Origin of the sequence: Actinomadura sp. NPDC000600 (assembly GCF_040492135.1) — a bacterium.
Classification (GTDB): Bacteria; Actinomycetota; Actinomycetes; order Streptosporangiales; family Streptosporangiaceae; genus Spirillospora.
On the sequence record NZ_JBEUPD010000062.1, the window covers coordinates 1 to 26358 of the forward strand.

The following is a 26358-nucleotide window of genomic DNA, read 5'->3' on the forward strand; positions in this document are numbered from 1 at the left end:
CGCGTCGTGGCGGACGTCCGCCGGGAGGTCGCAAGGTGAGCGCCTTCGAGATCCTGCGCAGACGCGGCCCGCGCGCTGCCCGGGCTCGGCCGCGCCAGGCGGCCGGTCCCGCCCGCGGTGGAGGCGGCCCGCGCCCGCCTGTCGGGGTACTGACCGTCAGGGGCGGGCCGCCGCCCGGCCGCGGGCCAGGGACAGGGCGAACAGGGCGCCGAGCAGGACCATGCCGGCGAGCGCCCATCCGGCGCCGTACTCGGCGCGCCGGGTCGACCCGCCGGACTCGGCGAGGGTGAGGAACAGCGTCCCGACGGTGGCGATGCCGACCACCTGCGCGAGCTGCATCAGCGTGAGCAGCAGCCCGCTCGCGTCCGCCGCGTCGCCGGCCGGGACGTGCCGCAGGGCGAGCGTCATGATGATCGGCATCACCCCGAGCCCGAACCCGATGACCACGGTGAGCGCCTCGTAGGGGACGCCGCCCCCGGCGAGGGGCCCGACGCACAGGTAGCCCGCCCCCGCGACCGCGAACCCGGCCGGGACGGCGCGCCCGTGCCAGCGGGCGGGCAGCCGCTGCCAGTTCAGCCCGACCAGCCCGAACGCGGTCACGCACGGCACGAACGCCAGCCCCGACTCCAGCGGCGACATCCGCAGGTCGCCCTGCAGGTGCAGGGTGGTGGTGAACAGGAACGACCCCCAGCTGGCCGGGCCGAACATGATCGCCACGCAGGCCGGGACCAGCAGCGGGGCGCGCAGCACCCGGGGCGAGACCAGCGGCCGCCCGCCCGCGGCCGCCACCCGCCGCTCCACGGCGGCGAAGGCCGCCGCGAACGCGGCGCTCGCGGCCAACGACGCCCAGCCCCACAGCGGCCAGCCCAGCTCGTGCCCCATGATCAGCGGGACGACGAGCAGCAGCACCGCCGGGGCCAGCGTGAGCAGGCCCGGAAGGTCCAGTTCGGCGCGCAGCGGGCGCGTCCGGGGCGCGGGCTCGTCGCGGGGCAGCACGCGCGGCCCCGCGAGCAGCAGCGCGGCGCCGATCGGCACGTTGACGAGGAAGACCGTCCGCCAGCCCGTGCCCAGCAGGTCCACGCCGACCAGCAGGCCCCCGGCCGCCTGCCCGACGACGACGCCGCCCGCGATGACCGCCGAGTAGACGCCGAGGGCCCGCGCCCGGGCCGCGCCGGTGAAGTCCCGCTGGATCATCGACATCACCTGCGGGGTGAGCATCGCCGCGCCCGCGCCCTGCAGGAAGCGGAACACCACCAGCGTCCCGGTGGACGGCGCCAGCCCGCACGCCAGCGACGCCGCCGTGAAGGACGCCAGGCCGAGGTGGAACAGGCGGCGGTGGCCCGCGATGCCGCCGAGCCGCGCGCCCGTGATCAGCAGTACCGCGTAGGAGATGATGTAGCCGGCGACGATGAGCTGGAGCCCCGCCCCCGAGGCGTGCAGGTCCGCGCGCATCGTCGGGAGGGCCACGTTGACGATGTTCACGTCGAGGATGGCCATGAACTGGCCGAGCAGGATGACGGCGAGCGCGAGCCCGCCGGAGCCGTTCCGCGACCCCCGGTCGGGAATGGCCCCGCGCAGGTCGGTTGTCTGTGTCATGTGTACGAGCGTGCTCGGAGACCGGTACCGGTAACGAGAGCCTGCCGATACTGGTACTGACAGCACCTGGAAGAGCACGCCGGTCGGAGTCAGGCTGGGGGAGTGACGATGACGAGTGCGCCCGCCGCGCCCACCGCCCGCCGCAACGGCGCGGGCCCGCGCCGCCGCACGGAACTGGCGGCGTTCCTGCGCAGCCGGCGCGAGCGGATCACCCCCGAGGACGTCGGGATGCCGCCGGGCCCCCGGCGCCGCACGCCCGGACTGCGCCGAGAGGAGGTCGCCCAGCTCGCAGGGGTGGGCGTCACCTGGTACACATGGCTGGAGCAGGGCCGCCCGATCAACGCCAGCACCCAGGTGCTGGACGCCGTAGCGCGCACCCTGCGGCTCGACGGCGCCGAGCGCGAGCACCTGTACCGGCTGGCCGACATCCCGGACGCCGCGGTCGAGGAGCACGCCGAGACCCTCCCCGAGGACGTCCAGGCGATCCTGGACGCGCTCGTGCCGATGCCCGCGGCGGTCGCCAACGCCCGCTCGGACATCCTGGCCTGGAACGCCGCCTACGCCGCGATCTTCCCGCACGTGGTGCGGGCCCGGCCGTGCGAGCGCAACACGCTGTGGATGGTGTTCACGCTGCCGCCGTGCTGCAACCCGGTCGCGAACCTGGAGGAGGCCGCGCCCGACCACGTCGCCGTCTTCCGGCACCGCTACAGCAGGCATTTGGGCGAGCCGGGCTGGAAGGACCTCGTCCGGCGCCTGCAGGCGGCCAGCCCCATGTTCGCGCGGCTGTGGGCGTCCCACGACGTCGCGCTGCCGGGGCCGACCGTGAAGCTCTTCCGGCACCGCGCCGTCGGCGAGATCCGGACGCGCACCACGAGCATGGACATCACCGCGTCGCCGAACGCGCGCCTGGTCGTCTACACGCCGACCGACGAGGAGAGCCGGGACCGGATCGGCAGGCTGCTCGCCGACCCCGGGATCGCGGAGCCCGACCACCGGCACTGACCAGCCGGCTCAGTGGCGGGCGCGCCGGGCGATCACCACCAGGTCGACGGCGGCGATCACGGCGACGGCCGCGCAGATGCCCGCCGCGGTCCAGGAGCCGTCGCCCGAACCGTTCACCGCGAACACGATCGCGGCTGCCACCGCGCCGACCAGCGCGACCGTGGACAGGACCGCGCGCAGGGCCAGCGGGCTGCGCGCGGTCACCGGCTCGTCGCCGCGCGGCTGCTCGTGCGGGTACGGTCCGTGCGACCCGGGTCCGTGCCACCCGGGCTCATTGCGGCCGATGTCGTGCCGCTCGGGCTCGTCCCACCCGGGCTCGCGCCGCTCCGGCTCGCGCCCTCCGGACTCGCGCCGCTCCGGCTCGTGGCGCTCGGGTCCGTTCCGGTCGGGCCCGCCGGCCCCGGTGCCGCCCATGGCTCACCTCGCGTAGGTGCCGACGAGCGTCCCCGATGCGACGACCTTGTCCTCGACGGCGTCGCGCAGGTCCTCGGCGGTGAAGCCGTCCCGCAGCCCGGACGGCTCCGACAGCCCGTACAGCCGGAAGAAGTACCGGTGCGGGTCGTCGCCCACCGGCGGCTTCGGCCCGCCGTAGCCCTCGGCGCCGAAGTCGTTGCGCCCGAGGACGGCGCCGGTCGGCGGCTCCCCGGCGTCCAGCCCGGTGGTCACGGGGTCGATGCCGGCGACCAGCCAGTGGGCGAACGTGCCGACCGGGGCGTCCGGGTCCTCGCACACCAGGGCCAGCTCCACCACCTCCTCGGGGGCGGGCGACCACTCCAGCGGCGGCGAGAGGTCCCCGCTGTCGTGGGAGTAGTCCGACGGCATGAGCGTGTGGTCGGTGAACGCGGAGCTCCGCAGCGTCATCTCCTCCATGAGCTGCTCGTGCCCCCTGCCGCCCGGTCGATGCACGCCACGCCCGGTCGATGCGCGCGCCCCGATCGCCGCGGGCGCTCAGCCGGCGCTGGAGGCCGCCCAGATGTTGATGCCCGCCTCGACGGCGTCCCGGTCGATCGCGGCGAGCTCGTCGGGGGTGAAGTCGAGCCGGTCGAGGGCGGCGAGGTTCTCCTCCAGCTGCGCGACGCTGCTCGCGCCGATCAGCGCCGAGGTGACCCGGCCGTCGCGCAGCGACCAGGCCAGCGCCATCTGGGCGAGCGACTGCCCGCGCGCCCCGGCGATCTCGTTCAGCGTGCGGACGTGCCGGAGGTTGTCCTCGGTGAGCAGGCCCGTGGACAGCGACGTGCCCTTGCTCGCCCGGGACCCCTCCGGGACGCCGTCGAGGTACTTGCCGGTCAGCATCCCCTGCGCCAGCGGCGAGAACGCGATGCAGCCGGCCCCCACCCGGTCGAGGGTGTCGAGCAGCCCGCCCTCGATCCAGCGGTTGAGCATCGAGTAGGACGGCTGGTGGATCAGCAGCGGGGTACCCATCTCCCGCAGGATCGCCGCCGCCTCGGCGGTGCGCTCGGGGGAGTAGGACGAGATGCCCGCGTACAGCGCCTTGCCGGACCGGACGGCGCGGTCCAGCGCCCCCATCGTCTCCTCCAGCGGCGTCTCCGGGTCGAAGCGGTGGCTGTAGAAGATGTCGACGTAGTCGACCCCCATCCGGCGCAGCGACTGGTCGAGGCTCGCGAGCAGGTACTTGCGCGACCCCCACTCGCCGTAGGGGCCGGGCCACATGTCGTAGCCCGCCTTGGTCGAGATGATCAGCTCGTCCCGGTAGGGGGCGAGGTCCTCGCGCATGATCCGGCCGAAGTTGGTCTCGGCGGACCCGTACGGCGGCCCGTAGTTGTTGGCGAGGTCGAAGTGCGTGACGCCGAGGTCGAACGCCCGCCGCAGGATGGCCCGCTGGACGTCCAGCGGCCGGTCGTCGCCGAAGTTGTGCCACAGCCCCAGCGAGATCGCCGGAAGCCGCAGCCCGCTCCGCCCGCACCGTCGGTAGGGGAGCCGCTCGTATCGCCCACTGTCTGCCACAAAGGTCATGGTCAGGAGTATTTCAGGGCAGACGGCTTGCCGTGCGCACCGCCGGTCCGCCATCATCGGCACCATGATCTTCAGGAAGGGCGGTCGCCGCCCGGGCCGTTGAGCCCCATCGAGCCGGTCTGGGAACCGGCCCTCGAAGCCCTGCCCTACCCGCGCCGCATGCGGGAGCTCGCCCTGCGGGCCCGTCGCGCCGCCGGAACCCCGGAACTCCGCGAGGCCCTCGCCGGCCTGTCGGCCCGCGGGCCCTACGAACGCCGGACCGCTCTGCACATCGCCATGGCGGCGCGGGACCTGCCCTATCTGGAACGCGTCCTCGCGGGCCCCGACATGGCGCTGCGCCGTGCGGCTCTGCGGGCCGTCCGCACGCTGCCCGTCTCCGACGACGCCGCCGCGGCGGTGCTGGACGACGCCCCCGCCGACCTGCGCCGCGCGTTCTACCGGACGCTCCGCCACTGCGGCCGCGCGGGGCTCGCCGACCGGCTCCTGCCGGACGTCCGCGCCCGCTGGGGCGATCGCGAAGCCGCCGCGCTCCTGCCGGCCTGCACGAGCGGGACGGTCGCGCGCCTCCTGCCCGACCTGGAGCACGCGGTCACCGCGTGGCGCGCCCTGGCCGGACGGCACCCCGATGCCCTCCTCGCGCGCGGCCGTGACCGGGCGCACGAATGGTCCTGGTGGAGGCGCTGCCGGGCCGGCCTCCCGGAGCTGGCCCGCCGCGATCCGGCGGGGCTGCTGGGACTGCTGGAGGCGAACGGCTCCCGCCCGGCACTGGCGCAGCTGCCGCGCACCCTGCTCCCGGCGCTGTTCAGAGCGGACGCCGTCAGGGCCGCCCGGGCGGTGCGGCGGACGGGTCGCCGGGGCCGGCTCCCGGCCGCGTACTTCGCGCATGTGGGCCGCCTGCCCTCACCGGAGCTCCGGGAGTTCGTCCAGGCCGGCCCCTACGCGCTGCGCGACCTCCTAGCGCACGTCCCGCCGCGCCGCCGGGCCGAGGTCTACGACCTCGCGGGAGAAGGCGGGCACCCGGGACTTGCCGCGCTGCCGCTGCTCGCCCTCCTGCCCCTCGGCCGGGCGGCCGGCGAGGCGCGCCGGATGCTCGACTGGCACGGCTCGGTGTGGCACTCAGCGCGATCCCGGCTGGACGATCCGGCCCTCCCGCTGAAGCTCACGGCCCACCTCCCGTACGAGGAGGCGGCCGGGCCGCTGAGGGAGGCGGCGCTCGGCGGGGACCCGAGGCTGCGCGGGCTCGCCCGCACCCTCCTGGTCGAGGCGACCGGCCGCACCGGCGACGCCGCGGCCCTTCGCGACCTCGTCGCCGAACTGGCGCGCCGCACGCGCAACGAGCGGGACCCGCTGAGGGCGGACCTCCTCGCGGCCTTGGCGTCCGTGCCGGTCCGCCTCCTGGACGACGCGTTCGCCGCGCCGCTGGAGGAGGTAGCCGCCGCGGCCGTCGACGCGCGGGACTCCTCCCAGGCGACCCGGCTGAGGCTGCGGGCTCTGGCGGACCGCCTCCTCGCCCACGCGGCGCGGCCCGCGCTCGTCCGGTGGGCGATCGGCGCCTACGCCCGCCTGGTTGCCCGGCACGGGGCGGAGGCGCTCGACGGCCACCGCCTCGACCGCGTGCTGCCCCGCGGCCGGGAGCGCGACCTGGTCGCGGCAGTGCGCCCCGGGCCAGGTGAACACGAGGTGGTCGTCGCGCTGGCACGGGCGCTCGGGCGGCGGGCGTTCGCGTCGGCGGCCCTTCAGGGCCTGCTGCGGACGGCGGTCCGCGCGGCGCCCGAGCCGCTCGCCCGCGAGGCCGCGGCACTGTGGCTCGCCGACCCGGTGGAGCGCGAGCGCCGCGCCGCGGCACTGGTGGCGGCCGACCCCTCCGCGATCGCCCTGCCCGAGGTCTGGCGCGTCGTCGCCGGCCGCCGCACCGACCTGCTCCTGCCCGCCCTGGAACGCGCCCGGACGGGCCGGTTCGGGGACCCGGGCGGGGTCCCCGCGATCCAGCCGCAGCAGCCCGGCCGGTGGACGCCGCACCAGGCCGGGCGCATGCGGGACCTGCTGGCGGCCTCGGCGGGACCTGTCGGCGCCAGGGCCGCCGCCGTCGCCTCGCTCGGCCGGCTGCCCGGTTGCCTGGACCACCTCGACGCCCGAGCGGACGGGGACGGCGAGCCCGCCCTCGCCGAGGCCGCGCTGGAGGCCATGGCGGTCTCGGACCGTCCTGCCGAGGCCCTCGCCGTGCTCCTGCGCCACGCCCGGGGCCCGCGATCGGTGGTCGCGGCGGCGGCGCTGGCACGGGCCGCCGCCGCGGTGCCGCCGTCGCGCCTCGGTCCCGTCCTGGCGGAGGCGCTGACCGGCCCGGACCGCACGGTGGCCGTCCGCAAGCAGGCGGCCCGGCTCATCGAACGGCTGCGGGTCCCCGGCGCGGCGGAGACCTTGCTGCGCGCGTGGGACGACCCCGGCCTCCACCCGGACGTCCGCATCGCGGTCGCGGCGGCGCTCCGGAGGATGCCGGAGGACCCCCGCGCGCTCGCCGCACTGGGCGCCGCCGCGGGCCCGTACGCCTCGGAACCGCTGCTGCGCGCGCTCTTCCAGGCGAAGCCCTCGGAGTACGCGCCCGCGCACCGTCCCGCTTACGCCGCACTGGTCCGCAGGCTCGGCGCGGCGGCGGACGGCCCCGGCGTGCGGTTCCGGGCGTCCAAGGCGTTCGCCGCGTGGGTCCGCTGGTACACCGGTGACGTCGGCGCCGTCCTCGCCGCCGTCGCCGACCCCTCCGACCCCGCCGGGGACGACGAGCTGCCCGTCCTCAACGCCCTGGTGCGGGCGGGCTCGGTGGCGGAGGAGGCGCTCGGCGTGCTGTCCGCCCTGCTCGCCGCCGAGCCGGGCGAGCGCGCGCGGGCGCGGGTCGCGGCCGTGGCCCACGCGATCGCCGGCCGGCCGGACGCGCCACTCGCCCGCCGCGTGGTGGAGATGCTCGCGAGGCACCCCCTGCACGTCGCCGGCGCCGCGGACGTCGCGCTCCTGTCCGCCCGCCTGAACGGCGGCGACGCCTCACCCGAGCGCATCGCCGAGGAGCTCGGGGCCCTGGCGGGCCTGCTGCGCGACCGCCCCGTCCTGGCCGCCAGGGTCGCCGACCGGCGGCTGGACCACGCGCTCGGCGCGCGGGGGAGCGGCGGGCCCGGCCGGCTCCTGCCCGCCGCCCGCGCCCTCACCGCACGCGGCGACGCCGCCTCGCACCTGCTCGCCGTCGGCGTCGTCCGGTCGGGCGGCTCGGCCGCCGGATGGGCCGGCGAATGGGGGGACCTCCTGGACGGCCTGCGCCGGTCCCCCCACGTGGACGTCCGCCAGGACGCCTGGAACGTCGTCGCGAACAGGTGACCCGCCCCGGCGGTGCGGGAGTACACAAAGGATCGGGGCCCCGGCTGTCAGGTCTGCGAGGCGTGAAGGAAGCTTGGAAGCGGCAAGAATGGTCAGAGCTAAGGACAAGGAGGTCCCAGTGGTCGTGCTGCGCAGTTACGTGTCGGGTTCCTGGCGTTCCCCGGAGGACGAGGGGGCGCCGTTGCACGACGCCGTCACCGGGGAGGAGGTCGCCCGGATCTCCTCGGCGGGGATCGACATGGGCGCCGCCCTGGAGTACGGGCGCTCGGTCGGCGGCCCGGTGCTGAGGGAGCTCACCTTCCACCAGCGCGCGGCCCTGCTGAAGGCGCTCGCGTCCCACCTGCGGGAGCACCGCGAGGAGCTGTACGCGCTGTCGGCCAGGACGGGCGCGACGCTGGGCGACTCGAAGTTCGACGTGGACGGCGGCATCGGCGTCCTGTTCGCCTACGCGAGCAAGGGCAAGCGGGAGCTGCCGAACGACACGGTGCTGGTCGAGGGCGCCGTGGAGCCGCTCGGCAAGGGCGGGACGTTCGTCGGGCAGCACCTGTGCACGCCGTCGCACGGCGTCGCGGTGCAGATCAACGCGTTCAACTTCCCGGTGTGGGGTCCGCTGGAGAAGCTCGCGCCCGCGTTCCTCGCGGGGGTGCCGAGCCTGATCAAGCCGGCGAGCCAGACCGCCTACCTGACCGCCCGGCTGGTCGAGCTGATCGTCGAGGCCGGGATCCTGCCCGAGGGCTCGGTGCAGATGGTCTGCGGGGAGCCGCGCGACCTGCTCGACCACCTCACCGAGCAGGACATCGTCGGGTTCACCGGGTCGGCGTCGACGGCCCGGCTGCTGCGCACCCACCCCGTCATCGTGGGGAACGCGGTCCGGTTCAACGCCGAGGCCGACTCGCTGAACTGCTCGGTCCTCGGGCCGGACGCGGTGCCCGGCACGGCGGAGTTCGACCTGTACGTCAAGCAGCTCGTCGCGGAGATGACCGTGAAGGCGGGCCAGAAGTGCACGGCGATCCGCCGGGCGCTCGTCCCCGCCGCGCTGATGGACGACGTCACCGAGGCCGTCCGGGAGCGGCTGGCGAAGGTCGTCGTCGGGAACCCGTCCGACCCCGCCGTGCGGATGGGCGCGCTCGCCACGCTCGACCAGCGCGAGGAGGTGCGCCGCTCCCTGAAGGCCCTCATGGACGCCGGCCGCGCCGTGTTCGGCGACCCCGAGCGGGTCGAGGTCGTGGGCGCGGACGCCGAGCGCGGCGCGTTCATCTCCCCGGTGCTGCTGCGCGCCGACGACGCCGGCCGCGCCGAGCCGCACGAGGTCGAGGCGTTCGGGCCGGTCAGCACGCTGATGCCGTACGAGGGCGCCGAGCAGGCGGTGGAGTTGGCCGCGCGCGGGCGCGGCAGCCTCGCCGGGTCGGTCGTGACCGGCGACGCGGAGTTCGCCCGGAAGGTCGTGCTCGGCGCCGCGCCGTGGCACGGCCGCCTGCTCGTGCTGAACGCCGAGGACGCCAAGGAGTCGACCGGGCACGGCTCGCCCCTGCCCGCGCTCGTCCACGGCGGCCCCGGGCGCGCCGGCGGCGGCGAGGAGATGGGCGGGATCCGCGGGGTGGTGCACCACATGCGGCGCACCGCCGTCCAGGCCGGGCCGGCGATGCTCACCTCGATCACCGGGCGCTGGGTCCCCGGCACCGACCGCACCGTCACCGACGAGCACCCGTTCCGCAAGCACCTCGAGGACCTGCAAGTCGGCGACACCGCCGTCGGCGGCCCCCGCGTCGTCACCCTCGACGACGTGGAGCACTTCGCCGAGTTCACCGGCGACACCTTCTACGCCCACACGGACGAGGAGGCCGCCAGGGCCAACCCGTTCTTCGGCGGGCGGGTCGCGCACGGCTACCTCGTCGTGTCGTTCGCGGCCGGACTGTTCGTGGAGCCGTCCCCGGGGCCCGTCCTGGCGAACTACGGCCTGGAGAACCTCCGGTTCCTCACGCCCGTCAAGCCGGGCGACGAGCTGACCGTCACCCTGACGGCCAAGCAGATCACGCCGCGCGAGGGGGCCGACTACGGCGAGGTCCGCTGGGACACCGACGTCACGAACCAGGAGGGGGCCTCGGTCGCCAAGTACGACGTGCTGACGCTGGTGGCCAAGCGCCCGCGGCACGACTGATCTTGGGACTGGGGCCCCGGCCCGCGGGATGATACGCATGGAGGGAGGCGTCTGCGGGGGAGACGGTCACGTTCAGCGCTGAACGGGGTGCGCCCATGATCAGTCCCCTGCACATACAGACGGTGCGCGAGGTCGTCCGCACCGGCTCGTTCGCGGACGCGGCCCGCAACCTCGGGTACACCGCGTCCGCCGTCTCCCAGCAGATCGCCGCCCTGGAGCGCGCCTGCGGCCTGGTGCTGTTCGAGCGCCGGGCCCGCAGCGTGCGCCCGACGAGCGCCGCGTTCCTGATGGTCAGCAAGGGCAACGACGTGCTGTCGGCGCTCGACACGCTGGAGCGGGAGCTGCGCACGGTCGCCAGCGGCGAGCGCGGCGCCCTGCAGCTCGGCAGCTTCCCGACCGCCAGCGCCCGCATCCTTCCGCGGGTGCTGGCGGAGCTGTCGCGCGTGCGGCCCGGCATCGACATCACGCTGGCGGAGGGCGAGCCAGACGAGCTGCTGCCCGAGCTGCTCGACGGCGACCTCGACCTCCAGCTCGTCTACCGGTACGACCTGTTCCCGCGCACCTGGCCCGACCAGATCGTGGAGACGCCGGTGATGGACGAGAACCTGGTGCTGTGCGTCCCGCGGGACCACCCCCTCGCCGGGGGCCGCACCGTCCGGCTGCGGGACCTGCGGTCGGAGACGTGGATCGCGAGCCGCCCCGAGAGCTCGGGCGCGCAGGCCCTGCTGCGGCTGTGCGGCACGGCCGGGTTCACGCCCAACATCGCGTTCCGCAGCAACGACTACGCAGTGGTGTGCGGGCTGGTCGCGTGCGGCCTCGGCATCGCGCTCGTGCCGGCGCTCGGCTGCGTCCCGGCGCCGGGGCTGCGGACGCTGCGGCTCAGCCGCCGCTCCCCGCGGCGGCACGTCACCGTGCTGCGCCGCACCACCAACACCAACCCGCTCGTCAAGGACGCCATGCGCGGCCTCATCGAGGTCGCCCGCGGCGTCGAGAACGAGGTCAGCGGCGCCACCGGCCCTTGAGCTCCATCGCGGCGCGGACGCGCTCCTGCGCGAGCGCCACGGCGGCCTCGTGCGTCGTCGTGCCCTGCGCGCGGGCGGCGTCGAGGACCCGGCCGGTGTTGTCGCGCATCTTCGCCGAGACCGCCGCGAACACCGCTTCCGGGTCGGGGCGGAACGCCGAGTGGCGGGCGTCCATCGCGAACCCCGCCGCGACCACGCCGCCCGCGTTGGCGACGAAGTCCGGCACGACCGTCACGCCGCGCTCGGCGAGGACGCGCTGCGCCGCCCGCCCGGTGGGCAGGTTCGCGCCCTCCACCACGATCGCCGCCTGGACGTCCGCGGCCGCGTCCTCGTCGATGACGTCCTGCAGCGCGGCGGGGACGAGGATGTCGGCCGGGACGGACAGCTCCGTGCCGGCCCGGAGGAGACGCCCGCCGTACTCCCGCACCGCCGCGTCGCCCGCCTCGGCGCGCAGGGCGAGCAGCCGCCCGACGTCCAGGCCGTCCGGGTCGTGCAGGGCGCCGTGCACGGTCGAGACCGCCACGACGGTCGCGCCCAACTCGTGCAGGCGCCTGGCCGCCGCATGCCCGACCGCGCCGAACCCCTGGATCGCGACCCGTGCGCCGCGCAGGGACGTCCCCGCGTGCTGGGCGGCGGCGTCGGCGGCCTCCGCGACCCCGAAGCCGGTCACGCCCAGCTCGTCGTAGGGCATGCCGCCGAGGACGTGCGGGGTGCCGACGGCCGCGCCCCGGTCGTCCAGCTCGTCCTGGACGATCGCCGCGTCCCGCTCCGACAGCCCCATGTCGAGGCCCGCCACGTACCGCCGGGGGATCTCCTGCGACAGGGCCCGCACGAACGCGCGCAGGACCGCCTCCCGGTCCGGCGACCCGGGGTCGGCCGCGATGCCGGCCTTCGCGCCGCCGAAGAACAGGTCGACGCCCGCCCACTTGTAGGTCATGACCCGGGCGAGCCGCGCCACCTCCGCGACCGTCACCGACGGGCTCATCCGCATGCCGCCCTTGCCCATGCCGCGGGCGGTGTTGTCGATGACGAGGACGCCCCGCATCCCGGTCCGGGTGTCGGACACGCACACGACCCTCTCGGGGCCCCACTCGTCCATGAGTTCGAGCACGTCAGACACAGTTGATCTCCGGGCGGAGGGCGTCGCCGGCGAACCGGGCCGCGTGCAGGGGGGCGACGTCGGTGAACGGCTCGCGGCCGAGGTACAGGTCGCGGACGACCTCGCCGACCGCCGGGCCTTGCAGGAAGCCGTGGCCGGAGAAGCCCGTCGCGTACAGGAACCGGGACACCGACGGGTCCTCGCCGATGAGCGCGTTGTGGTCGGGCGTCACCTCGTACAGGCCCGCCCAGCCGCCCGTCAGCCCCACGTCCAGGAGGCGGGGGGCGCGGGTCCCGATCGCCTCGGTGAGCCGGGGGAGCCACGCGTCGGAGCGGTCCAGCCGGAAGCCGGGCCGCTCGTCCGGGTCGGACATGCCGAGCATCAGGCCCTCGCCCTCGGCGTGGAAGTAGAACGACGTCGCGAAGTCGATCGTCATCGGCACCGGGCGGGGCAGGTCCGGGATCGGCTCGGTGAAGACGATCTGGCGGCGCAGCGGCTCCACCGGCAGGTCGACGCCCGCCATCCGCCCGACCGCCGCCGACCAGGCTCCGGCCGCGCAGACGACGGCGGAGGTCCGGATGCGCCCGCGCGAGGTCCGGACGGCCGTGATCTCGCCGCCGCGGGCCTCGATGCCGACGACCTCGCAGCGGGTGCGGATCTCCGCGCCGTGCCGGCGCGCGCCCGTCGCGTACCCGAGCACGACCGACTCGGGCGTGCAGTGCCCGTCGTCGGGGGAGAACGCGGCGGCCAGCAGCCCGTCGGGGGAGACCAGCGGCGACAGCCGGCACGCCTCCGCCACCGAGACCATCCGGCTCGGCACGCCCAGCTCGTTCTGCAGGGCGACGCCCGCCTCGAACGCCGCGACGTCCTCGGGCCGCGACAGCAGGAACAGGTACCCGACCCGGTGCAGGTCGATCTCCTGGCCAGGGCGCTCGGGGAAGCGGGTGAACGCCTCCAGGCTGCGGGCGCCGAGCCGGATGTTGACCTCGTCGGAGAACTGGGCGCGCACGCCGCCCGCCGCCCTGCTCGTCGAGCCCGAGCCGAGCTCGTCCCGCTCGACCAGCACCACCCGCCGGACGCCCGCCTCGGCGAGGTGGAACGCGACGCTCGTCCCCATCACGCCGCCGCCGATGACGACGACGTCGGCCTCGGCATCCGCCGCGGTCTCCGTCCCCGGTCCGGTCCCCACGCCCGCCCCTACAGCCGGAAGCCGAGGTCGGGGGTGATCTCCAGGACGTCCATCTGCGCCTTCTGGAGCCGTCCGGAGGTGTCCCAGTTCATCGACTGCCAGCGGGTGAACTGGTCCAGCACCCACATGCCCGACTGGCGGCTGCCGTTGCCGGAGCGCCCGTTCCCGCCGAACGGCAGGTGCGCCTCCGCGCCGGACGTGGAGTTGTTCACGCTCACCATCCCGGCCGAGATCCGCCGCCGGTACGCGAAGACCTTCGCCGGGTCGGCGGTGTAGATGGAGGCGGACAGGCCGTAGCCGGGGGCGTTGGCGAGGGCGATCGCCTCGTCCAGCGTCCGGTACGCGGTGACGCCGATGACCGGCCCGAAGGCCTCGTTCATGAACAGCTCCTCGCCGGGCCGCACCCCGTCGACGATCACCGGGTGGTAGAACAGCCCCGCCTCGGGGTCGCCGGCGAAGCCCGCCCGCGGCGCCGCCGCCGTGATCCGCCCGGTGGCGGACGACCCGTGCACGGTGTGGCCGGGGCCGATCCAGCCGAGGACCTTCTCGAAGCCGTCCGCGAACCGCTCGCTGATCAGCGGCCCGAACAGGACGTCGCCCGCCGGGTCGCCCACGGGCGCGGCCCGCGTCGCCTCGTCCAGCAGCCGGAGGAACTCGCCGTGCACCGACTCGTGCACGATCGCGGTCCCGAGGGAGGTGCAGCGCTGTCCGGCCGTCCCGAACCCCGAGAACAGGGCGCCCTCGACGGCGAGCGGCAGGTCGGCGTCCTCGGCGACGACCATCGGGTTCTTGCCGCCGAGCTCCAGGCAGGGCGTCTGGAGGTGGCGGCCGCACAGCTCCCCGATCCGCGACCCGACCTCGGTGGAGCCGGTGAAGCCGACCTTGTCGACGAGGCCCTCGCCGAGGGCCCGCTCGAGGCCGCGGAACGTCTCCGGGCCGTCCGCGTACACGACGTTGAGGACGCCGTCCGGCAGCCCCGCGTGCGCGAACAGCTCGTAGAACGCGTCGGCGCAGGCCGCCGCGTACTCGGCGGGCTTCCACACGACCGCGTTCCCGCACAGCAGCGCGGGGACGATGTACCAGGACGGCACCGCGACCGGGAAGTTCCCCGCCGTGACGACGGCGACGACGCCGACCGGGTCCCGGAAGGTGAACAGCTGCTTGTCGGGCATCTCGGACGGGACGGTCTGCCCGTACAGCCGCCGCCCCTCGCCGAGGAAGAACGCGCAGGTGTCGGCGATCTCCTGGACCTCGCCGAGGGCCTCGGCGTACGGCTTGCCGACCTCCCGGGTGACGGTCCGGGCGAGCGCCGCCTTGTTGGCCTCGACGAGCCGGCCGATCGCGGCGACCACCTGTCCGCGGACGGGCGCTGGCACGTCGCGCCAGGCGTCCTGCGCCGCGCGGGCGGCCCGGCATGCGCCGACGAGGCCGCCGGCGTCCGCGAGGGACACCTCGGCGACCGTCTCGGACGTGCGGGACGGGTCGGTGGAGCGGTACGAGCGCGGCCCCGCCGGGATCCGGGCGCCGCCGATGACGGAGGAGAGCACGGTCCCAGCCTGAACGGGCCGCGTGCCCGAGCCAAGATCGGGCAGAGCACGGCTTCCTTACCGCGAGGCCAAGCCGGGCTGAGGCTCTCCGGAAAGCGTCGGTAAGCGATCCTTGGGCAATTCCCAACCGGTTCGCGGCCTTGCGCGGCTTGGCCGGGCCGTGGCGGCGTCCGATGCTCGACACGCGTCCCGATCAGCCCACAGGAGCACGCATGCCCGAGCCCGCCGACGTCCACTTCCTCGAGACGGCCGCGCCCCTCGCCCCGTCCGGCGCGCCCGCGCCGCCGGGCGGGCTCACCGGCGAGCGCTGCCTGGAGCTGTTCGACGCGCAGCTCGGCAGCCGGCACCTGGACCTCGCGGCCCGCCGGCTCCAGGCGGAGGGCCGCGGTTTCTACACGATCGGCTCCGCCGGCCACGAGGGGAACGCGGCCGTCGCCGCCGCGCTCCGCCCGGACGACCCGGCGCTCCTGCACTACCGGTCGGGCGCGTTCTTCCTGGAGCGCGCACGCCAGGTCCCCGGCCAGGACCCGCTCCGCGACGTCCTGCTCGGGCTCGTCGCCGCCGCCGAGGAGCCGATCGCGGGCGGGCGCCACAAGGTGTTCGGCAGCCGCCCCCTGAACGTCATCCCGCAGACCTCCACCATCGCCTCGCACCTCCCGCGCGCGCTCGGCGTGGCCTTCGCGATCGAACGCGCCGCCCGGCTCGGCCTGGACTCGCCATGGCCGCGCGACGCGGTCGCCGTGTGCGGCTTCGGGGACGCCTCGGCCAACCACTCCACGGCCGCCGGCGCGATCAACGCGGCCGCCAACTGCGCCTACCAGGGGCTTCCCCTGCCGCTCCTGCTCGTCTGCGAGGACAACGGGATCGGCATCAGCGTCCGCACGGCGCCCGGCTGGATCCGCGCCGCCTACGGTGCGCGGCCCGGCCTCGCCTACTTCCACGCGGACGGCTGCGACCTCGCCGACGCCCACGCGGTGTCGGTGCGGGCGGCCGACTGGGTCCGCGAGCACCGCCGCCCCGCCTTCCTGCACCTGCGGACCGTCCGGCTCATGGGGCACGCGGGGTCCGACGTCGAGTCGGCCTACCGGACCCCGGCCGAAGTCGCGTCCGACATGGCGCGCGATCCGCTCCTGGGGACCGCGCGCCTCCTCGTCGACAGCGGCGCCGCGACCTCGAAGGACGTCATCGAGCTCTACGAGGCCAAGCGGGCCGAGGTCATGGCGCTGGCGGACGAGGTCGCGGGCGCGCGCCGCCTGTCGTCCGCCGCGGAGGTCATGGCGCCGCTCCGGTCCACCGGGCCCGCGGGGCGCGCGGAGCCCGCGGCGGGGGAGCCGGTGACGGTGGCGCAGGCGGTCAACCGTACGCTCGGCGAGCTGCTGGACGAGCGGCCGGGGGCGGTCGTGTTCGGCGAGGACGTGGCGCGCAAGGGCGGCGTCTACGGCGTCACGCGCGGGCTGATGAAGCGGGCCGGGGCGGCGCGGGTGTTCGACACGATCCTGGACGAGCAGTCGGTCCTCGGCCTCGCGCTCGGGTTCGGGACCGCCGGGATGCTGCCGGTCCCGGAGATCCAGTACCTCGCCTACCTGCACAACGCCCTCGACCAGATCCGGGGCGAGGCGGCGACGCTGCCGTTCTTCTCGTCCGGGCGGTACCGCAACCCGATGGTCGTGCGGGTCGCCGGATACGCCTACCAGAAGGGCTTCGGCGGCCACTTCCACAACGACAACGCCGTGGCCGCCCTGCGCGACATCCCCGGGCTCGTCATCGCCTCACCCGCCCGCCCCGACGACGCCGCGGGGATGCTGCGCTCGTGCATGGACGCCGCCGAGCACGGGGGCCGCGTGTGCGTGGTGCTGGAGCCGATCGCGCTCTACCACGCCCGCGACCTGTACGAGGAGGGCGACGGGGGCTGGCTGGCCCCCGCGGGCGGGACGGTCCCGATCGGGCGCGCCCGCACCTACGGGGACGGGGGCGACCTCACCATCGCCACCTTCGCCAACGGCCTGCGCATGAGCCTGCGGGCGGCCCGGCGCCTGGAGGCCGCCGGCGTCCGGTGCCGGGTGGTCGACCTGCGCTGGCTGGCGCCGCTCCCGGTCGAGGACCTGCTCCGCGAGGCCCGCGCCACCGGCGCCGTCCTCGTCGCGGACGAGACGCGCCGGACCGGCGGCGTGTCCGAGGGCGTCCTGGCGGCGCTCGCCGACGCCGGCTTCCGTGGGCGGGCGGCCCGGGTGGCGAGCGAGGACAGCTTCATCCCGCTGGGGGACGCCGCCTACCACGTCCTGCTGTCGGAGGACGCCATCGAGGAGGCGGCGCGGAGCATGCTCACGTCGCCTCGATGACCGGGTCGCCGCCCAGGTAGGCGGCCTTCACACGGTCGTCCCGGGCGAGCGCGGACGCCGGTCCCTCCAGCACGATCCGGCCCGTCTCCAGGACGTAGGCGCGGTCGGCGAGGCGGAGCGTCTGGTGGGCGTTCTGCTCGACGATCAGGACCGTGGCGCCCTGGTCGCGGATCTCCCGGACGACCCGCAGGACCTGCTGCGCCGTCTGCGGCGCCAGCCCCATCGTCGGCTCGTCCAGGGCGAGCAGGCGGGGCCGCAGCATCAGCGCCCGCCCGATGGCGAGCATCTGCTGCTCGCCGCCCGACAGCAGCCCGGCGGGCTGCCCGCGCCGCTCGCCGAGCCGCGGGAACATCGCGTAGACCTCCTCGCGGCGGGCCGCGACGGCGGCCCGGTCCCGGCGCCGCAGGTAGCCGCCGAGCAGCAGGTTCTCGGCGACGGTCAGGGCCGGGAACACGCGCCGCCCCTCCGGGACGTGCCCCAGCCCGGCCGCGACGACCCTGTGCGCGGCGAGCCGGGTGATGTCGCGGCCGTCGAACTCGACCCGGCCCGACCGGGCGCGGTGCAGGCCGGTGACCGTCCGGAGCGCGGTGGTCTTGCCCGCGCCGTTGCTGCCGAGCAGCGCCACGATCTCGCCCTCGCCGACCTCGAACGAGACCCCCGACAGCGCCTCGACCTGCCCGTACCGGCTGCGCAGGTCGCTCACCCGCAGGAGCGTCACCGCAGCACCTCCGTGACGAGGTCGGTCTCCGGGTCGTCCGGCACGCCGAGGTAGGCGGCGATGACCCGCTGGTCCTCCTGGATCTCGGCCGGCGGTCCCACCGCGATCGTCCTCCCGTGCTCCAGCACCGTCACCCGGTCGGAGATCGACATGACCAGCGCGACGTCGTGCTCGATCAGCACCACGGCGGCGCCGAGCGCGCTGATGCGGCCGATCAGCTCCATCAGCGCCCGCTTCTCGGTCGGGTTCGCGCCCGCCGCGGGCTCGTCCAGCAGCAGGACGCTCGGGTCGCCCGCGAGCGCCCGTGCGATCTCCAGCCGGCGCCGGTCGCCGTAGGCGAGCCCGCCCGCGGGGCGGTCGGCCGCGTCCAGCAGCCCGACGAAGTCCAGGCAGCGGCGCACCGCGTCGAGGTCGGCCCGCGACAGCGGCCGCAGCAGGGCGCGGTCGCGGGCGAACCGGCCGATCAGCACGTTCTCGGCGACGGTCATCTCCTCGAACAGCCGGATGCTCTGGAAGGTGCGCGCGAGCCCGGCGGCGGCGACCCGGTGCGGGGCGAGGCCGCGGACGTCCCGCCCGGCGAGCACGACCGTCCCGGCCGACGGCGCGATCATCCCGGTCACGCAGTTGAACGCGGTGGTCTTGCCCGCGCCGTTCGGGCCGATCACGCTGACGACCTGCCCGGCGTCCGCGCGCAGGGCGAGCCCGTCCACGGCCGTGACGCCGCCGAAGCGGCGGGACAGGCCGTCGACCTCCAGCAGCGTCCCCCGCGCGGTCGGCGGCTCCGGCGGGGGCCCGGCCCGCTCGGGCAGGCGCAGGCGGCGCGGCCGGTACGGCCACACCCCCTGCGGCCGCAGGAGCACGATCAGGATGAGCAGCAGCGCGAAGAACAGCCCCCGGTACTCCTGGACGGTGCGCAGCACCTCCGGCAGCGCGACGATCACGACGGCGCCGACCATCACCCCGGGCCGGCTGCCCATCCCGCCGATGATCACCACGAGCAGGATCATCAGCGAGGTCAGGAACGTGAAGCTGGACGGGTCCACGGTGCCGAGCTGCGCGGCGTTCAGCGGCCCCGCGACCGCCCCGGTCATCGCGCCGAGGACGTACGCCAGCAGCTTCACCCGCCGCGCGGGCACGCCGACCGCCTCGGCGGCGGTGTCGTCGGCCCGGATGGCGCGCCAGGCGTAGGCGAGCCGCGACCGGGCCAGCAGCGCGGTCGCGGCCAGCACGACGGTGAAGAACGCGAGCGCCAGGTAGAAGAAGTCCTTCGGCGTGACGATCTCCCGCCCGCCGACGGTCACCGGCGGGATCCCGGTCAGCCCGTTCGGGCCCCCGGTCACCTGCAGGTTGATCACGGTGATCCGGATGATCTCCCCGAAGCCGAGCGTGACGATCGCGAGGTAGTCGCTGCGCAGCCGCAGCGTCGGGTACCCGATGACGGCCCCCGCGACCGCGGCGGCGGCGACCGCGACCGGCAGCGTCGGCCAGAAGCCCCACTCCAGCTTGAGCATCAGCAGCCCGGAGGCGTAGGCGCCGATCGCGAAGAACGCGGCGAACCCGAGGTCGAGCAGCCCCGCGTACCCGACGACGATGTTGATCCCGAGCCCGAGGATCGCGTAGACCAGGATCGTCCCGGCGACGGTCAGCGCGTAGTCGTCGAGGGTCTGCCCGGCGACCAGCGCCAGCGCGACCAGCAGCGGCCAGCCGCCGTACCGGGCCGCGGCCTCCCCGCCCGCGAGGCGCGGCGCCCGGGCCCTCATGCCCGCTCCACGACGCGCTCGCCGAACAGGCCGGTCGGTCTCAGCGCCAGCACCGCGATCAGCAGCCCGAAGATGATGACGTCCGTCCAGCGGGACGAGACGTACCCGGCGGAGAACGACTGGACGAGGCCGATGCATACGCCCGCGACCATCGTCCCCGGCAGGTTCCCGATGCCGCCGAGCACCGCCGCGGTGAACGCGCGCAGGCCGATGAGGAAGCCCATGCCGAAGCTGATCTGCACGTAGTACACCCCGTACATGACGCCGGCCGCGCCCGCGAGCAGCGACCCGATGAAGAACGTCGTCAGGATCAGCCGCTCCACGTTGATGCCCTGCAGCCGGGCCGCGTCACGGTCCATCGCCAGCGCGCGCATCGCGGTGCCCGTCACGGTGCGGGTCACGAACAGCCACAGCGCCGCCATCAGCGCCACCGACAGCACCACCAGCGCGAGCTGCCCCCAGGTCACGTGGACGGCGCCGCTGAAGATCCGGCCGCCGTCCAGCGTGGTGGGATACGACTTGAACCGGGCGCTGGTGAGGACCTTGACGCCCTCCTCCAGCGCCAGCGACACCCCGATCGCGGCGATCAGCAGGGCGAGGCGCGGCGAGGCCAGCAGCGGGACGTAGGCGGCCCTGGCGATCCCGGTGCCGACGACGCCGGTGGCGAGGGCGCCGACCACGACGGCGGCGAGGACGGCGGGCAGCGCCATCCCGCCGGTCGCGCCGAGCGCGGTCAGCGCCCCGAACCCGGCGAACGCGCCGATCATGAACACGTCGCCGTGCGCGAAGTTGATCAGCCGGACCACCCCGTAGATCATCGAGTAGCCCAGCGCGATCAGCGCGAGGAAGGCCCCGATCGTCAGGCCGTTCACGAGGTACTGGACGAATTCGCTCATCGGGCCCCTGATCAGGAGGTCTTGGCGTCCACCCAGGTGGCGCCGTTCTCGTCGAGCTTCTTGTAGGCGGTGAACGCGCCGTTCTGGACCTGGACGGTGATGTAGAGCGGGTCGGTCCGGTCGCCCTTGGCGTCGAAGGTGATGGGCCCGGTGATGCCCGGGAAGTCCTTGATCTTGTGGAGTGCCTCGGTGATCGCGGCGCCCCGGGTGGATCCGGCGTCGTCGATCGCCTTGGCGACGATCTTGACGGCGTCGTACTCGTACACCGAGAACGGACCGGGGTCGGCGTTGTTCGCGGCCTTGTACGCCGAGACGAACTTCGCGGCGGCGGGCAGGTCCTTGGCGAGCGGCGCGGTCGTGGCGATGTAGCCGCCGGCCGCCGAGCCCGCGGTCTTCAGCACGGTGGAGTCGGTCGTCGCGTCCCCGCCCATGAGCGTGAACTTCAGCCCGAGCTGCTTGCGCTGCTTCATCAGCAGGCCCGCCTCGGCGAAGTAGCCGGTGAAGTACAGCACGTCCGGCCGGGTCGAGGCGATCTTGGTGAGCACCGGGCCGTAGTCGGACTGGCCGGGCTGCAGCGCGTTCTCGTAGACGACCTGGCCGCCCGCCTGCTTCGTCGAGTTCGCCGCCGCGTCCGCGAGGCCCTTGGCGTAGGTGGTGTTGTCGTGCAGCAGCGCGATGCGCCTGGCGCCCAGCGGCCCCGTCATGAACTTGGCCGCGACCAGGCCCTGGTTGTCGTCGCGCCCGCAGGTGCGGAACACCTTGCCCTTGCCGCTGTCGGTCAGGGACGGGTTGGTGGAGGCGTCCATCACGAACGGGACGCCGCGCCTGCCGTAGATCGGGATCGCGGGCACCGCCGCGCCCGAGCAGTACCCGCCGGCGACCGCCACGACCCCGCTGTTGAGCAGCTTCTGCGCGGCCTGGGCGCCCTGCTGGGCGCTGCACTGGTCGTCGGCCTCCACGATCTGGATCTTCCGGCCGTCCACCCCGCCGGCCTTGTTGATCTCGTCGGCGGCGACCTTGGCCGCGGCGAGGATGTCCTGCCCGGCCGAGGCCGAGTCGCCGCTGAGCGGCGCCGGGACACCGATCTTGATGGCGCCCGAGCCGCCGGAGCCGCCCGATCCGCAGGCGGCGGCGAGCGGGACGAGCAGCAGGCCGGCGCCCGCCGCGGTGAAGATCCGGAACCGGCGTCCGCGGTCCCGCGGGGTCAGTGGGGTCATCGGCGGCTCTCCGTCGCTCGTGGCCGGCAGGTCCCTCGTGGTCCGGGATGGTGAAAGCGTGAAACGTCGGGGCACGGGCGTCGAGACGGGCAAGCATGCGATCTCATGCACTGATCGGTAAGCACCGCTTGCCCTTTCGCCACTCGACAGCGCGGCGGGGGCCTCGCAATGATCTTCCCCATGGCCGGTGTCCTGCTGCTCTCCGCCGCCGACGTGCGCGCGGTGTTCGACCTGCCCGCCGCGATCGCCTCGCAGCGGGAGGCGTTCGGCGCGCTCGGCCGCGGGGAGGCGCGGCTCGCGCCGCGGGTGCTGCTGGACGGGCCGGGCGGCGAGGTCGCCTTCAGCTACGTCTCGCGCCTGCCCGGCGCCGGCGCCGTCGCCAAGTTCGGCAGCGTCACCCCGGGCAACGCCGCGCGCGGCCTGCCGACCGTGGCCGCGCTGGTGACCGTCCAGGACCCGGTGGACGGCCGGCCCGTCGCGATCATCGAGGGGGAGTCGGTGACGACGCTGCGCACCTCGGCGGCGAGCGCGGTGGCGGCCGACCACCTCGCGGTGCGCGGGGCGTCCCGCCTCGCGGTCGTCGGCTGCGGGGTGCAGGGCCGCGCGCACGTGCGGGCGATGGCGGCGGTCCGCCCCATCCGCGAGGTGGCGATTGCCTGCCGCCACCCGGCGACCTGCACCGCCGCGTCCGAGCTCGCGCGGGAGCTGGAGCTGCCGGTCGAGCCGGCGGCGTCCGCCCGTGCGGCCGTCCGGGGCGCGCAGATCGTCGTCACCGCCACCACCAGCGCCGAGCCGGTCGTCCTCGGCGCGTGGCTCGAACCCGGGTGCACGGTCGTGAGCGTCGGATCCTTCGCCCCCGACCGGGAGGAAGTGGACGGCGAGGTCCTCGCCCGCGCCGCTTCGGTCGTCGTGGACGACGTGACGACCGCCCTGGAGCACGCCGGTCCCGTCGTGGCCGCCGTGCGGGCCGGGTCCCTGGACCCCGCCCGGCTGCGCCCGCTGGGCCCGGTCGTCGCCGGCCTCGCCGCCGGACGCGGCTCCGACGACGAGATCGTCTTCTACAACAGCGTCGGCCTCGGCGTGCAGGACGCGGCGGCGGCCGCCGTCATCGTCGAGCGCGCCCGCGCGGCCGGCGCCGGGACGCCCGTGGAACTGTGACCGGCCCGGACCTCGCGCGCCCGCCGAGTACACTGGCCGTTCGGTAGAGCGAACGCGAGGCGAGCGAGCGGACGAGGGGCGGGAGCGTGGGCGCGTCAGGGGAATCGGTGCGGGACGTGCTGGCCGGCAACCTGCGCCGCGCGCGGCTGGAGCTCGGGCTGTCGCTGTCGGAGCTGTCCCGCCGCTCGAAGATCGGCAAGGCGACGCTGTCCCAGCTGGAGGCGGGCGCCGGGAACCCCACGATCGAGACCGTGTTCAGCCTGTCGCGCGCGCTGGAGGTCCCCATCTCCGACCTGCTCGACCGCCAGGAGCCGTCCGGGCTCACGGTGGTGCGGGCGGCGGAGGTGGAGGTGCTGCGCGGGGAGGGCGTCGACCTGCGGCCGCTGCGCGGCATCGAGTCCGGCGGGGCCATGTTCGAGGTGTACGACCAGCAGGTCAGGGCCGGCCGCCGGCAGGACTCGCTCGGCCACGTCGGGATGGAGCACACGATCGTCCAGTCCGGGCGGCTCGCCGTTCGGGTGGACGACCGGGACGTCGAGCTCGGCCCGGGCGACTACGTCGGCTTCGACGCGCGCCTGCCGCACAGCTACACCGCCGTCGAGGGGCCCGTCCGCTCCGTCCTGCTGCTGCAGTACACCGCTGACCAGCGGCTCCACGCCTCGGCCGGGACGCCGTCCCATCTGGTGGAAACCCCGTGAAGTCCGACCCGTCCGCGCGTTGACATCGCGCGCGCGACGCGCCTACTCTCGGAATCGTTCGGTTTAACGAACGGTAAACGGGAGGGTCGATGACGCGGGTCGTGGTGCTGGGCGCCGGGATCATCGGCGCGGCCTGCGCCCGCGAGCTGGCCCTGGCCGGATGCGCGGTCACCGTGGCCGACCGGGGCGGCCCCGCGGCCGGGACCACCGCCCACGGCGAGGGCAACATCCTGCTCTCCGACAAGGGGCCGGGCCCCGAACTGGAACTGGCGCGGCTGTCCCGCGAGCTGTGGCCCGCCATCCTGGACGGCGACCCGAACGCCGCCGGCGTCGAATGGGACGCCAAGGGCGGCATCGTCGTCGCCACCACCCCCGCGGGCGCCGAGGCGCTGACGGAGTTCGCCGGCGCCCAGCGCAAGGCCGGGATCCGCGCCGAGGACCTGGACGCCTCCGCCCTCGCCGCCGCCGAGCCCCACCTGACGCGCGACTTCACCAAGGCCGTCCACTACCCGGAGGACGCGCAGGTCCAGCCCGCCGGCGCCGCCACCGCCCTGCTGGCCGCCGCCGTGCGCGCCGGCGCCGCCGTGCGCACCGGATGCGAGGTGCTCGGCGCGGTCCGGCGCGGCGGCCGCGTCACCGGCGTCCGCACCTCCGGCGGCACGCTCGGGGCCGACGCCGTCGTCAACGCGGCCGGCCCCTGGGCGGGGGAGGTCGCCGCGCGGCTCGGCGTCCGGCTCGGCGTCCGGCCCCGCCGCGGCGAGGTCCTGGTGACCGCGCCGATGCCGCCGACCGTCTTCCACAAGGTGTACGACGCCGACTACGTGGGCGCGGTCGGCAGCGGCGCCGGGGACCTGCAGGCGTCCGCCGTCGTCGAGTCGACCCGGGCCGGGACGATCCTGCTCGGCTCCTCGCGCCGCCGCGTCGGGTTCGACGACCGGCTCCGGCCCGAGGTGCTGTCGGTCATCGCGGCCAAGGCGCTGCGGCTGTTCCCGTCCCTGGCCGGGGTGCCGGTGATGCGCGCCTACGGCGGGTTCCGCCCGTACGTCGACGACCACCTGCCCGTCATCGGCGCCGACCCGCACCTGGAGGGCCTGTGGCACGCCGCCGGGCACGAGGGCGCCGGGATCGGCCTGTCCGCCGGGACCGCCGCCGTCCTGCGCGACCTCATGCTCGGCCGCGCGCCCGCGATCGACGCGGCGCCGTTCCGCGCGGACCGGCCCGCCGTCCAGTGCGAAGGAGAGACCCGATGAGCGCACGACTCGTGCCCGCCGACGGCGACCGGACCGGGCGCCGCCCGGACGCGCCGCTGCGGATCACCGTGGACGGCGAGCCCGTGGACGGCGTCGCGGGCCAGACCCTCGCCGGCGTGCTGCTGGCGGCGGGCCGCCGCACCTGGCGGCGGGGCCCGTCCGGCGCGCCGCGCGGCGTGTTCTGCGGGATCGGCGCCTGCTTCGACTGCCTCCTCACCGTCAACGGCGTCCGCGACGTGCGGGCCTGCCGCCGCCGCGCCAGGGACGGCGACGCCGTCGAGACCCAGACCCGGGACGCCCGGTGAGCCGGCACGTCGTGGTCGTCGGCGCCGGACCGGCGGGGCTCGGCGCGGCGGCGGGCGCGCTGCGCGCCGGGGCGCGCGTCACGCTGGTCGACGCGGCGGAGGAGCCCGGCGGCCAGTACCACCGGATGCCGCCCGCCGCGTTCGGGGCCGCCCGCCCCGGCCGCCTGCACCACGGATGGCGCGGCTTCGAGCGGCTGCGCGACCGCGTGCTCGGCCATCCGCGCTGCGACTGGTGGCCGGAGAGCGCCGTCTGGACCGTCGAACGCGCCGAACAGGGGCCGCCGCACGTCCACGTGCTGCGAGGTGAGGCCGACGGCGCCGGACGGGAGCGGCGCGTGCTGCGCCCGGACGCGCTGGTGCTCGCGCCGGGCGCGCACGACCGCGTCCTGCCGTTCCCCGGCTGGGAGCTGCCCGGCGTCTGCACCGCCGGGGCGGCGCAGGCGCTCGCGAAGGGGGAGCGCCTGGTCATCGGCGACCCCGTCCTGATCGCCGGTTCTGGACCGTTCCTGCTCCCGGTCGCCGCGTCGCTGCTCGAGGCCGGCGCCACCGTCCCGGAGGTGCTGGAGGCCAATCCCGCCGCCACCGTGGCGCGCGGCTGGGCCCGGCGCCCGTGGGAGCTGGCGCACCAGGCGGGCAAGGCGGGGGAGCTGGCCGGGTACGCGAGGCTGCTGGCCCGGCACCGCGTCCCCTACCGGACGGGCCGCGCCGTGATCGAGGCCCGGGGCGACGGGCGCGTCGAAGAGGCGGTCACGGCGCGGCTCCACCACGACTGGTCGGTCGTCCCCGGCACCGAGCGCACCGTCGCGGTGGACGCCCTGTGCGTCACCCACGGCTTCAGCCCGCAGCTCGAGCTGGCCGTCGCCGCGGGCTGCCTGCTGCGCGGCGGGGCCGCCGACGCCGCCTTCGCGGGCGTCGACGCCGACCAGCGCACCAGCGTCCCGGGCGTCTACGCGGCCGGGGAGATCACCGGCATCGCCGGGGCGCCCGCCGCCCGCACCGAGGGGCTGCTCGCCGGCTGGGCCGCCGGGGGAGGAGACCCCGGCGACCGCGCGGCCGCCGCCCTGCGCCGC

General features: G+C 75.7%; 21 protein-coding genes. 10 read left to right on the top strand and 11 right to left on the bottom strand.

The window, feature by feature from the left end:
• Positions 1-156 precede the first annotated feature (156 nt).
• Positions 157-1596: an MFS transporter gene (locus ABWI07_RS42195; protein WP_353821970.1), complete on the bottom strand. Its 1440-nt coding sequence runs from the start codon at positions 1594-1596 to the stop codon at positions 157-159.
• Between the two features lie 108 nt (positions 1597-1704).
• On the opposite strand from ABWI07_RS42195, the gene ABWI07_RS42200 reads away from it, so the two are divergent.
• Positions 1705-2598, top strand: coding sequence for a helix-turn-helix transcriptional regulator (locus tag ABWI07_RS42200; protein WP_353821971.1), 894 nt, complete (start codon positions 1705-1707; stop codon positions 2596-2598).
• A gap of 9 nt (positions 2599-2607) precedes the next feature.
• On the opposite strand, the gene ABWI07_RS42205 is transcribed toward ABWI07_RS42200, so the two are convergent.
• The 3 genes from ABWI07_RS42205 to mgrA are packed head-to-tail and all read right to left on the bottom strand — an operon-like array spanning position 2608 to position 4572.
• A complete protein-coding gene (locus ABWI07_RS42205) occupies positions 2608-3012 on the bottom strand; it encodes a DUF6343 family protein (protein WP_200841783.1) in 405 nt (134 codons plus the stop codon).
• 3 nt (positions 3013-3015) lie between these two features.
• Positions 3016-3504, bottom strand: coding sequence for a YbhB/YbcL family Raf kinase inhibitor-like protein (locus ABWI07_RS42210; protein WP_353821972.1), 489 nt, complete (start codon positions 3502-3504; stop codon positions 3016-3018).
• A gap of 42 nt (positions 3505-3546) precedes the next feature.
• Entirely contained in the window at positions 3547-4572 is a 1026-nt protein-coding gene (mgrA, locus tag ABWI07_RS42215) for an L-glyceraldehyde 3-phosphate reductase (RefSeq protein ID WP_353821973.1), read from the bottom strand.
• 99 nt (positions 4573-4671) lie between these two features.
• Here mgrA and ABWI07_RS42220 point away from each other — a divergent pair, with 99 nt between their 5' ends.
• The 3 genes from ABWI07_RS42220 to ABWI07_RS42230 all read left to right on the top strand — a co-directional run bounded on the left by ABWI07_RS42220 (position 4672) and on the right by ABWI07_RS42230 (position 11112).
• Complete coding sequence (locus ABWI07_RS42220) at positions 4672-7932, top strand: hypothetical protein (RefSeq protein WP_353821974.1); 3261 nt, start codon at positions 4672-4674, stop codon at positions 7930-7932.
• An 88-nt stretch (positions 7933-8020) separates the two neighbouring features.
• Positions 8021-10090, top strand: coding sequence for a phenylacetic acid degradation bifunctional protein PaaZ (paaZ, locus tag ABWI07_RS42225; RefSeq protein ID WP_353821975.1), 2070 nt, complete (start codon positions 8021-8023; stop codon positions 10088-10090).
• A gap of 95 nt (positions 10091-10185) precedes the next feature.
• Entirely contained in the window at positions 10186-11112 is a 927-nt protein-coding gene (locus ABWI07_RS42230; protein WP_149258584.1) for a LysR family transcriptional regulator, read from the top strand.
• Here the strand turns inward: ABWI07_RS42230 and ABWI07_RS42235 are convergent.
• Genes ABWI07_RS42235 through ABWI07_RS42245 form a run of 3 tightly spaced genes read right to left on the bottom strand, consistent with a single transcriptional unit; the run spans position 11090 to position 14947 of the window.
• Positions 11090-12232, bottom strand: coding sequence for a Glu/Leu/Phe/Val family dehydrogenase (locus ABWI07_RS42235; protein ID WP_149258583.1), 1143 nt, complete (start codon positions 12230-12232; stop codon positions 11090-11092). The two genes, ABWI07_RS42230 and ABWI07_RS42235, sit on opposite strands and share 23 nt — an antisense overlap.
• The gene (locus ABWI07_RS42240; protein ID WP_353821976.1) at positions 12225-13400 is read right to left on the bottom strand and encodes an NAD(P)/FAD-dependent oxidoreductase; all 1176 of its coding nucleotides are present in this window, start codon (positions 13398-13400) and stop codon (positions 12225-12227) included. The genes ABWI07_RS42235 and ABWI07_RS42240 overlap by 8 nt, the downstream gene beginning before the upstream one ends.
• Positions 13401-13408: 8 nt before the next feature.
• Positions 13409-14947, bottom strand: a complete 1539-nt coding sequence (locus ABWI07_RS42245; RefSeq protein WP_149258582.1) for an aldehyde dehydrogenase family protein — start codon at positions 14945-14947, stop codon at positions 13409-13411.
• A gap of 212 nt (positions 14948-15159) precedes the next feature.
• Between ABWI07_RS42245 and ABWI07_RS42250 the strand changes: the two genes are divergently transcribed.
• Complete coding sequence (locus ABWI07_RS42250) at positions 15160-17286, top strand: thiamine pyrophosphate-dependent enzyme (protein WP_353821977.1); 2127 nt, start codon at positions 15160-15162, stop codon at positions 17284-17286.
• On the opposite strand, the gene ABWI07_RS42255 is transcribed toward ABWI07_RS42250, so the two are convergent.
• From ABWI07_RS42255 to ABWI07_RS42270, 4 genes are read right to left on the bottom strand one after another with little or no spacing between them, the layout of a single operon-like run.
• Positions 17270-18004 carry an ABC transporter ATP-binding protein gene (locus ABWI07_RS42255; RefSeq protein WP_353821978.1) on the bottom strand — a complete coding sequence of 245 codons (735 nt, stop codon included), beginning with the start codon at positions 18002-18004 and terminating at the stop codon, positions 17270-17272. The two genes, ABWI07_RS42250 and ABWI07_RS42255, sit on opposite strands and share 17 nt — an antisense overlap.
• The gene (locus ABWI07_RS42260) at positions 18001-19764 is read right to left on the bottom strand and encodes a branched-chain amino acid ABC transporter ATP-binding protein/permease (protein WP_149258579.1); all 1764 of its coding nucleotides are present in this window, start codon (positions 19762-19764) and stop codon (positions 18001-18003) included. The genes ABWI07_RS42255 and ABWI07_RS42260 overlap by 4 nt, the downstream gene beginning before the upstream one ends.
• Complete coding sequence (locus tag ABWI07_RS42265; protein ID WP_353821979.1) at positions 19761-20660, bottom strand: branched-chain amino acid ABC transporter permease; 900 nt, start codon at positions 20658-20660, stop codon at positions 19761-19763. Before ABWI07_RS42265 ends, ABWI07_RS42260 begins: the two co-directional genes overlap by 4 nt.
• 11 nt (positions 20661-20671) lie before the next feature.
• Complete coding sequence (locus tag ABWI07_RS42270) at positions 20672-21877, bottom strand: branched-chain amino acid ABC transporter substrate-binding protein (RefSeq protein WP_149258577.1); 1206 nt, start codon at positions 21875-21877, stop codon at positions 20672-20674.
• A 180-nt stretch (positions 21878-22057) separates the two neighbouring features.
• Between ABWI07_RS42270 and ABWI07_RS42275 the strand changes: the two genes are divergently transcribed.
• From ABWI07_RS42275 to ABWI07_RS42295, 5 genes are all read left to right on the top strand, one after another.
• Positions 22058-23035: an ornithine cyclodeaminase family protein gene (locus ABWI07_RS42275; RefSeq protein WP_353821980.1), complete on the top strand. Its 978-nt coding sequence runs from the start codon at positions 22058-22060 to the stop codon at positions 23033-23035.
• Positions 23036-23121: 86 nt separating this feature from the next.
• Positions 23122-23733, top strand: a complete 612-nt coding sequence (locus ABWI07_RS42280; RefSeq protein ID WP_149258575.1) for a helix-turn-helix domain-containing protein — start codon at positions 23122-23124, stop codon at positions 23731-23733.
• A gap of 89 nt (positions 23734-23822) precedes the next feature.
• Complete coding sequence (locus ABWI07_RS42285; protein ID WP_353821981.1) at positions 23823-24983, top strand: NAD(P)/FAD-dependent oxidoreductase; 1161 nt, start codon at positions 23823-23825, stop codon at positions 24981-24983.
• The gene (locus ABWI07_RS42290; protein WP_353821982.1) at positions 24980-25288 is read left to right on the top strand and encodes a (2Fe-2S)-binding protein; all 309 of its coding nucleotides are present in this window, start codon (positions 24980-24982) and stop codon (positions 25286-25288) included. Before ABWI07_RS42285 ends, ABWI07_RS42290 begins: the two co-directional genes overlap by 4 nt.
• Positions 25285-26358, top strand: a 1074-nt coding sequence (locus ABWI07_RS42295; RefSeq protein WP_353821983.1) for an NAD(P)/FAD-dependent oxidoreductase, incomplete at its 3' end; no start/stop codon positions are given. The genes ABWI07_RS42290 and ABWI07_RS42295, both read left to right, overlap by 4 nt.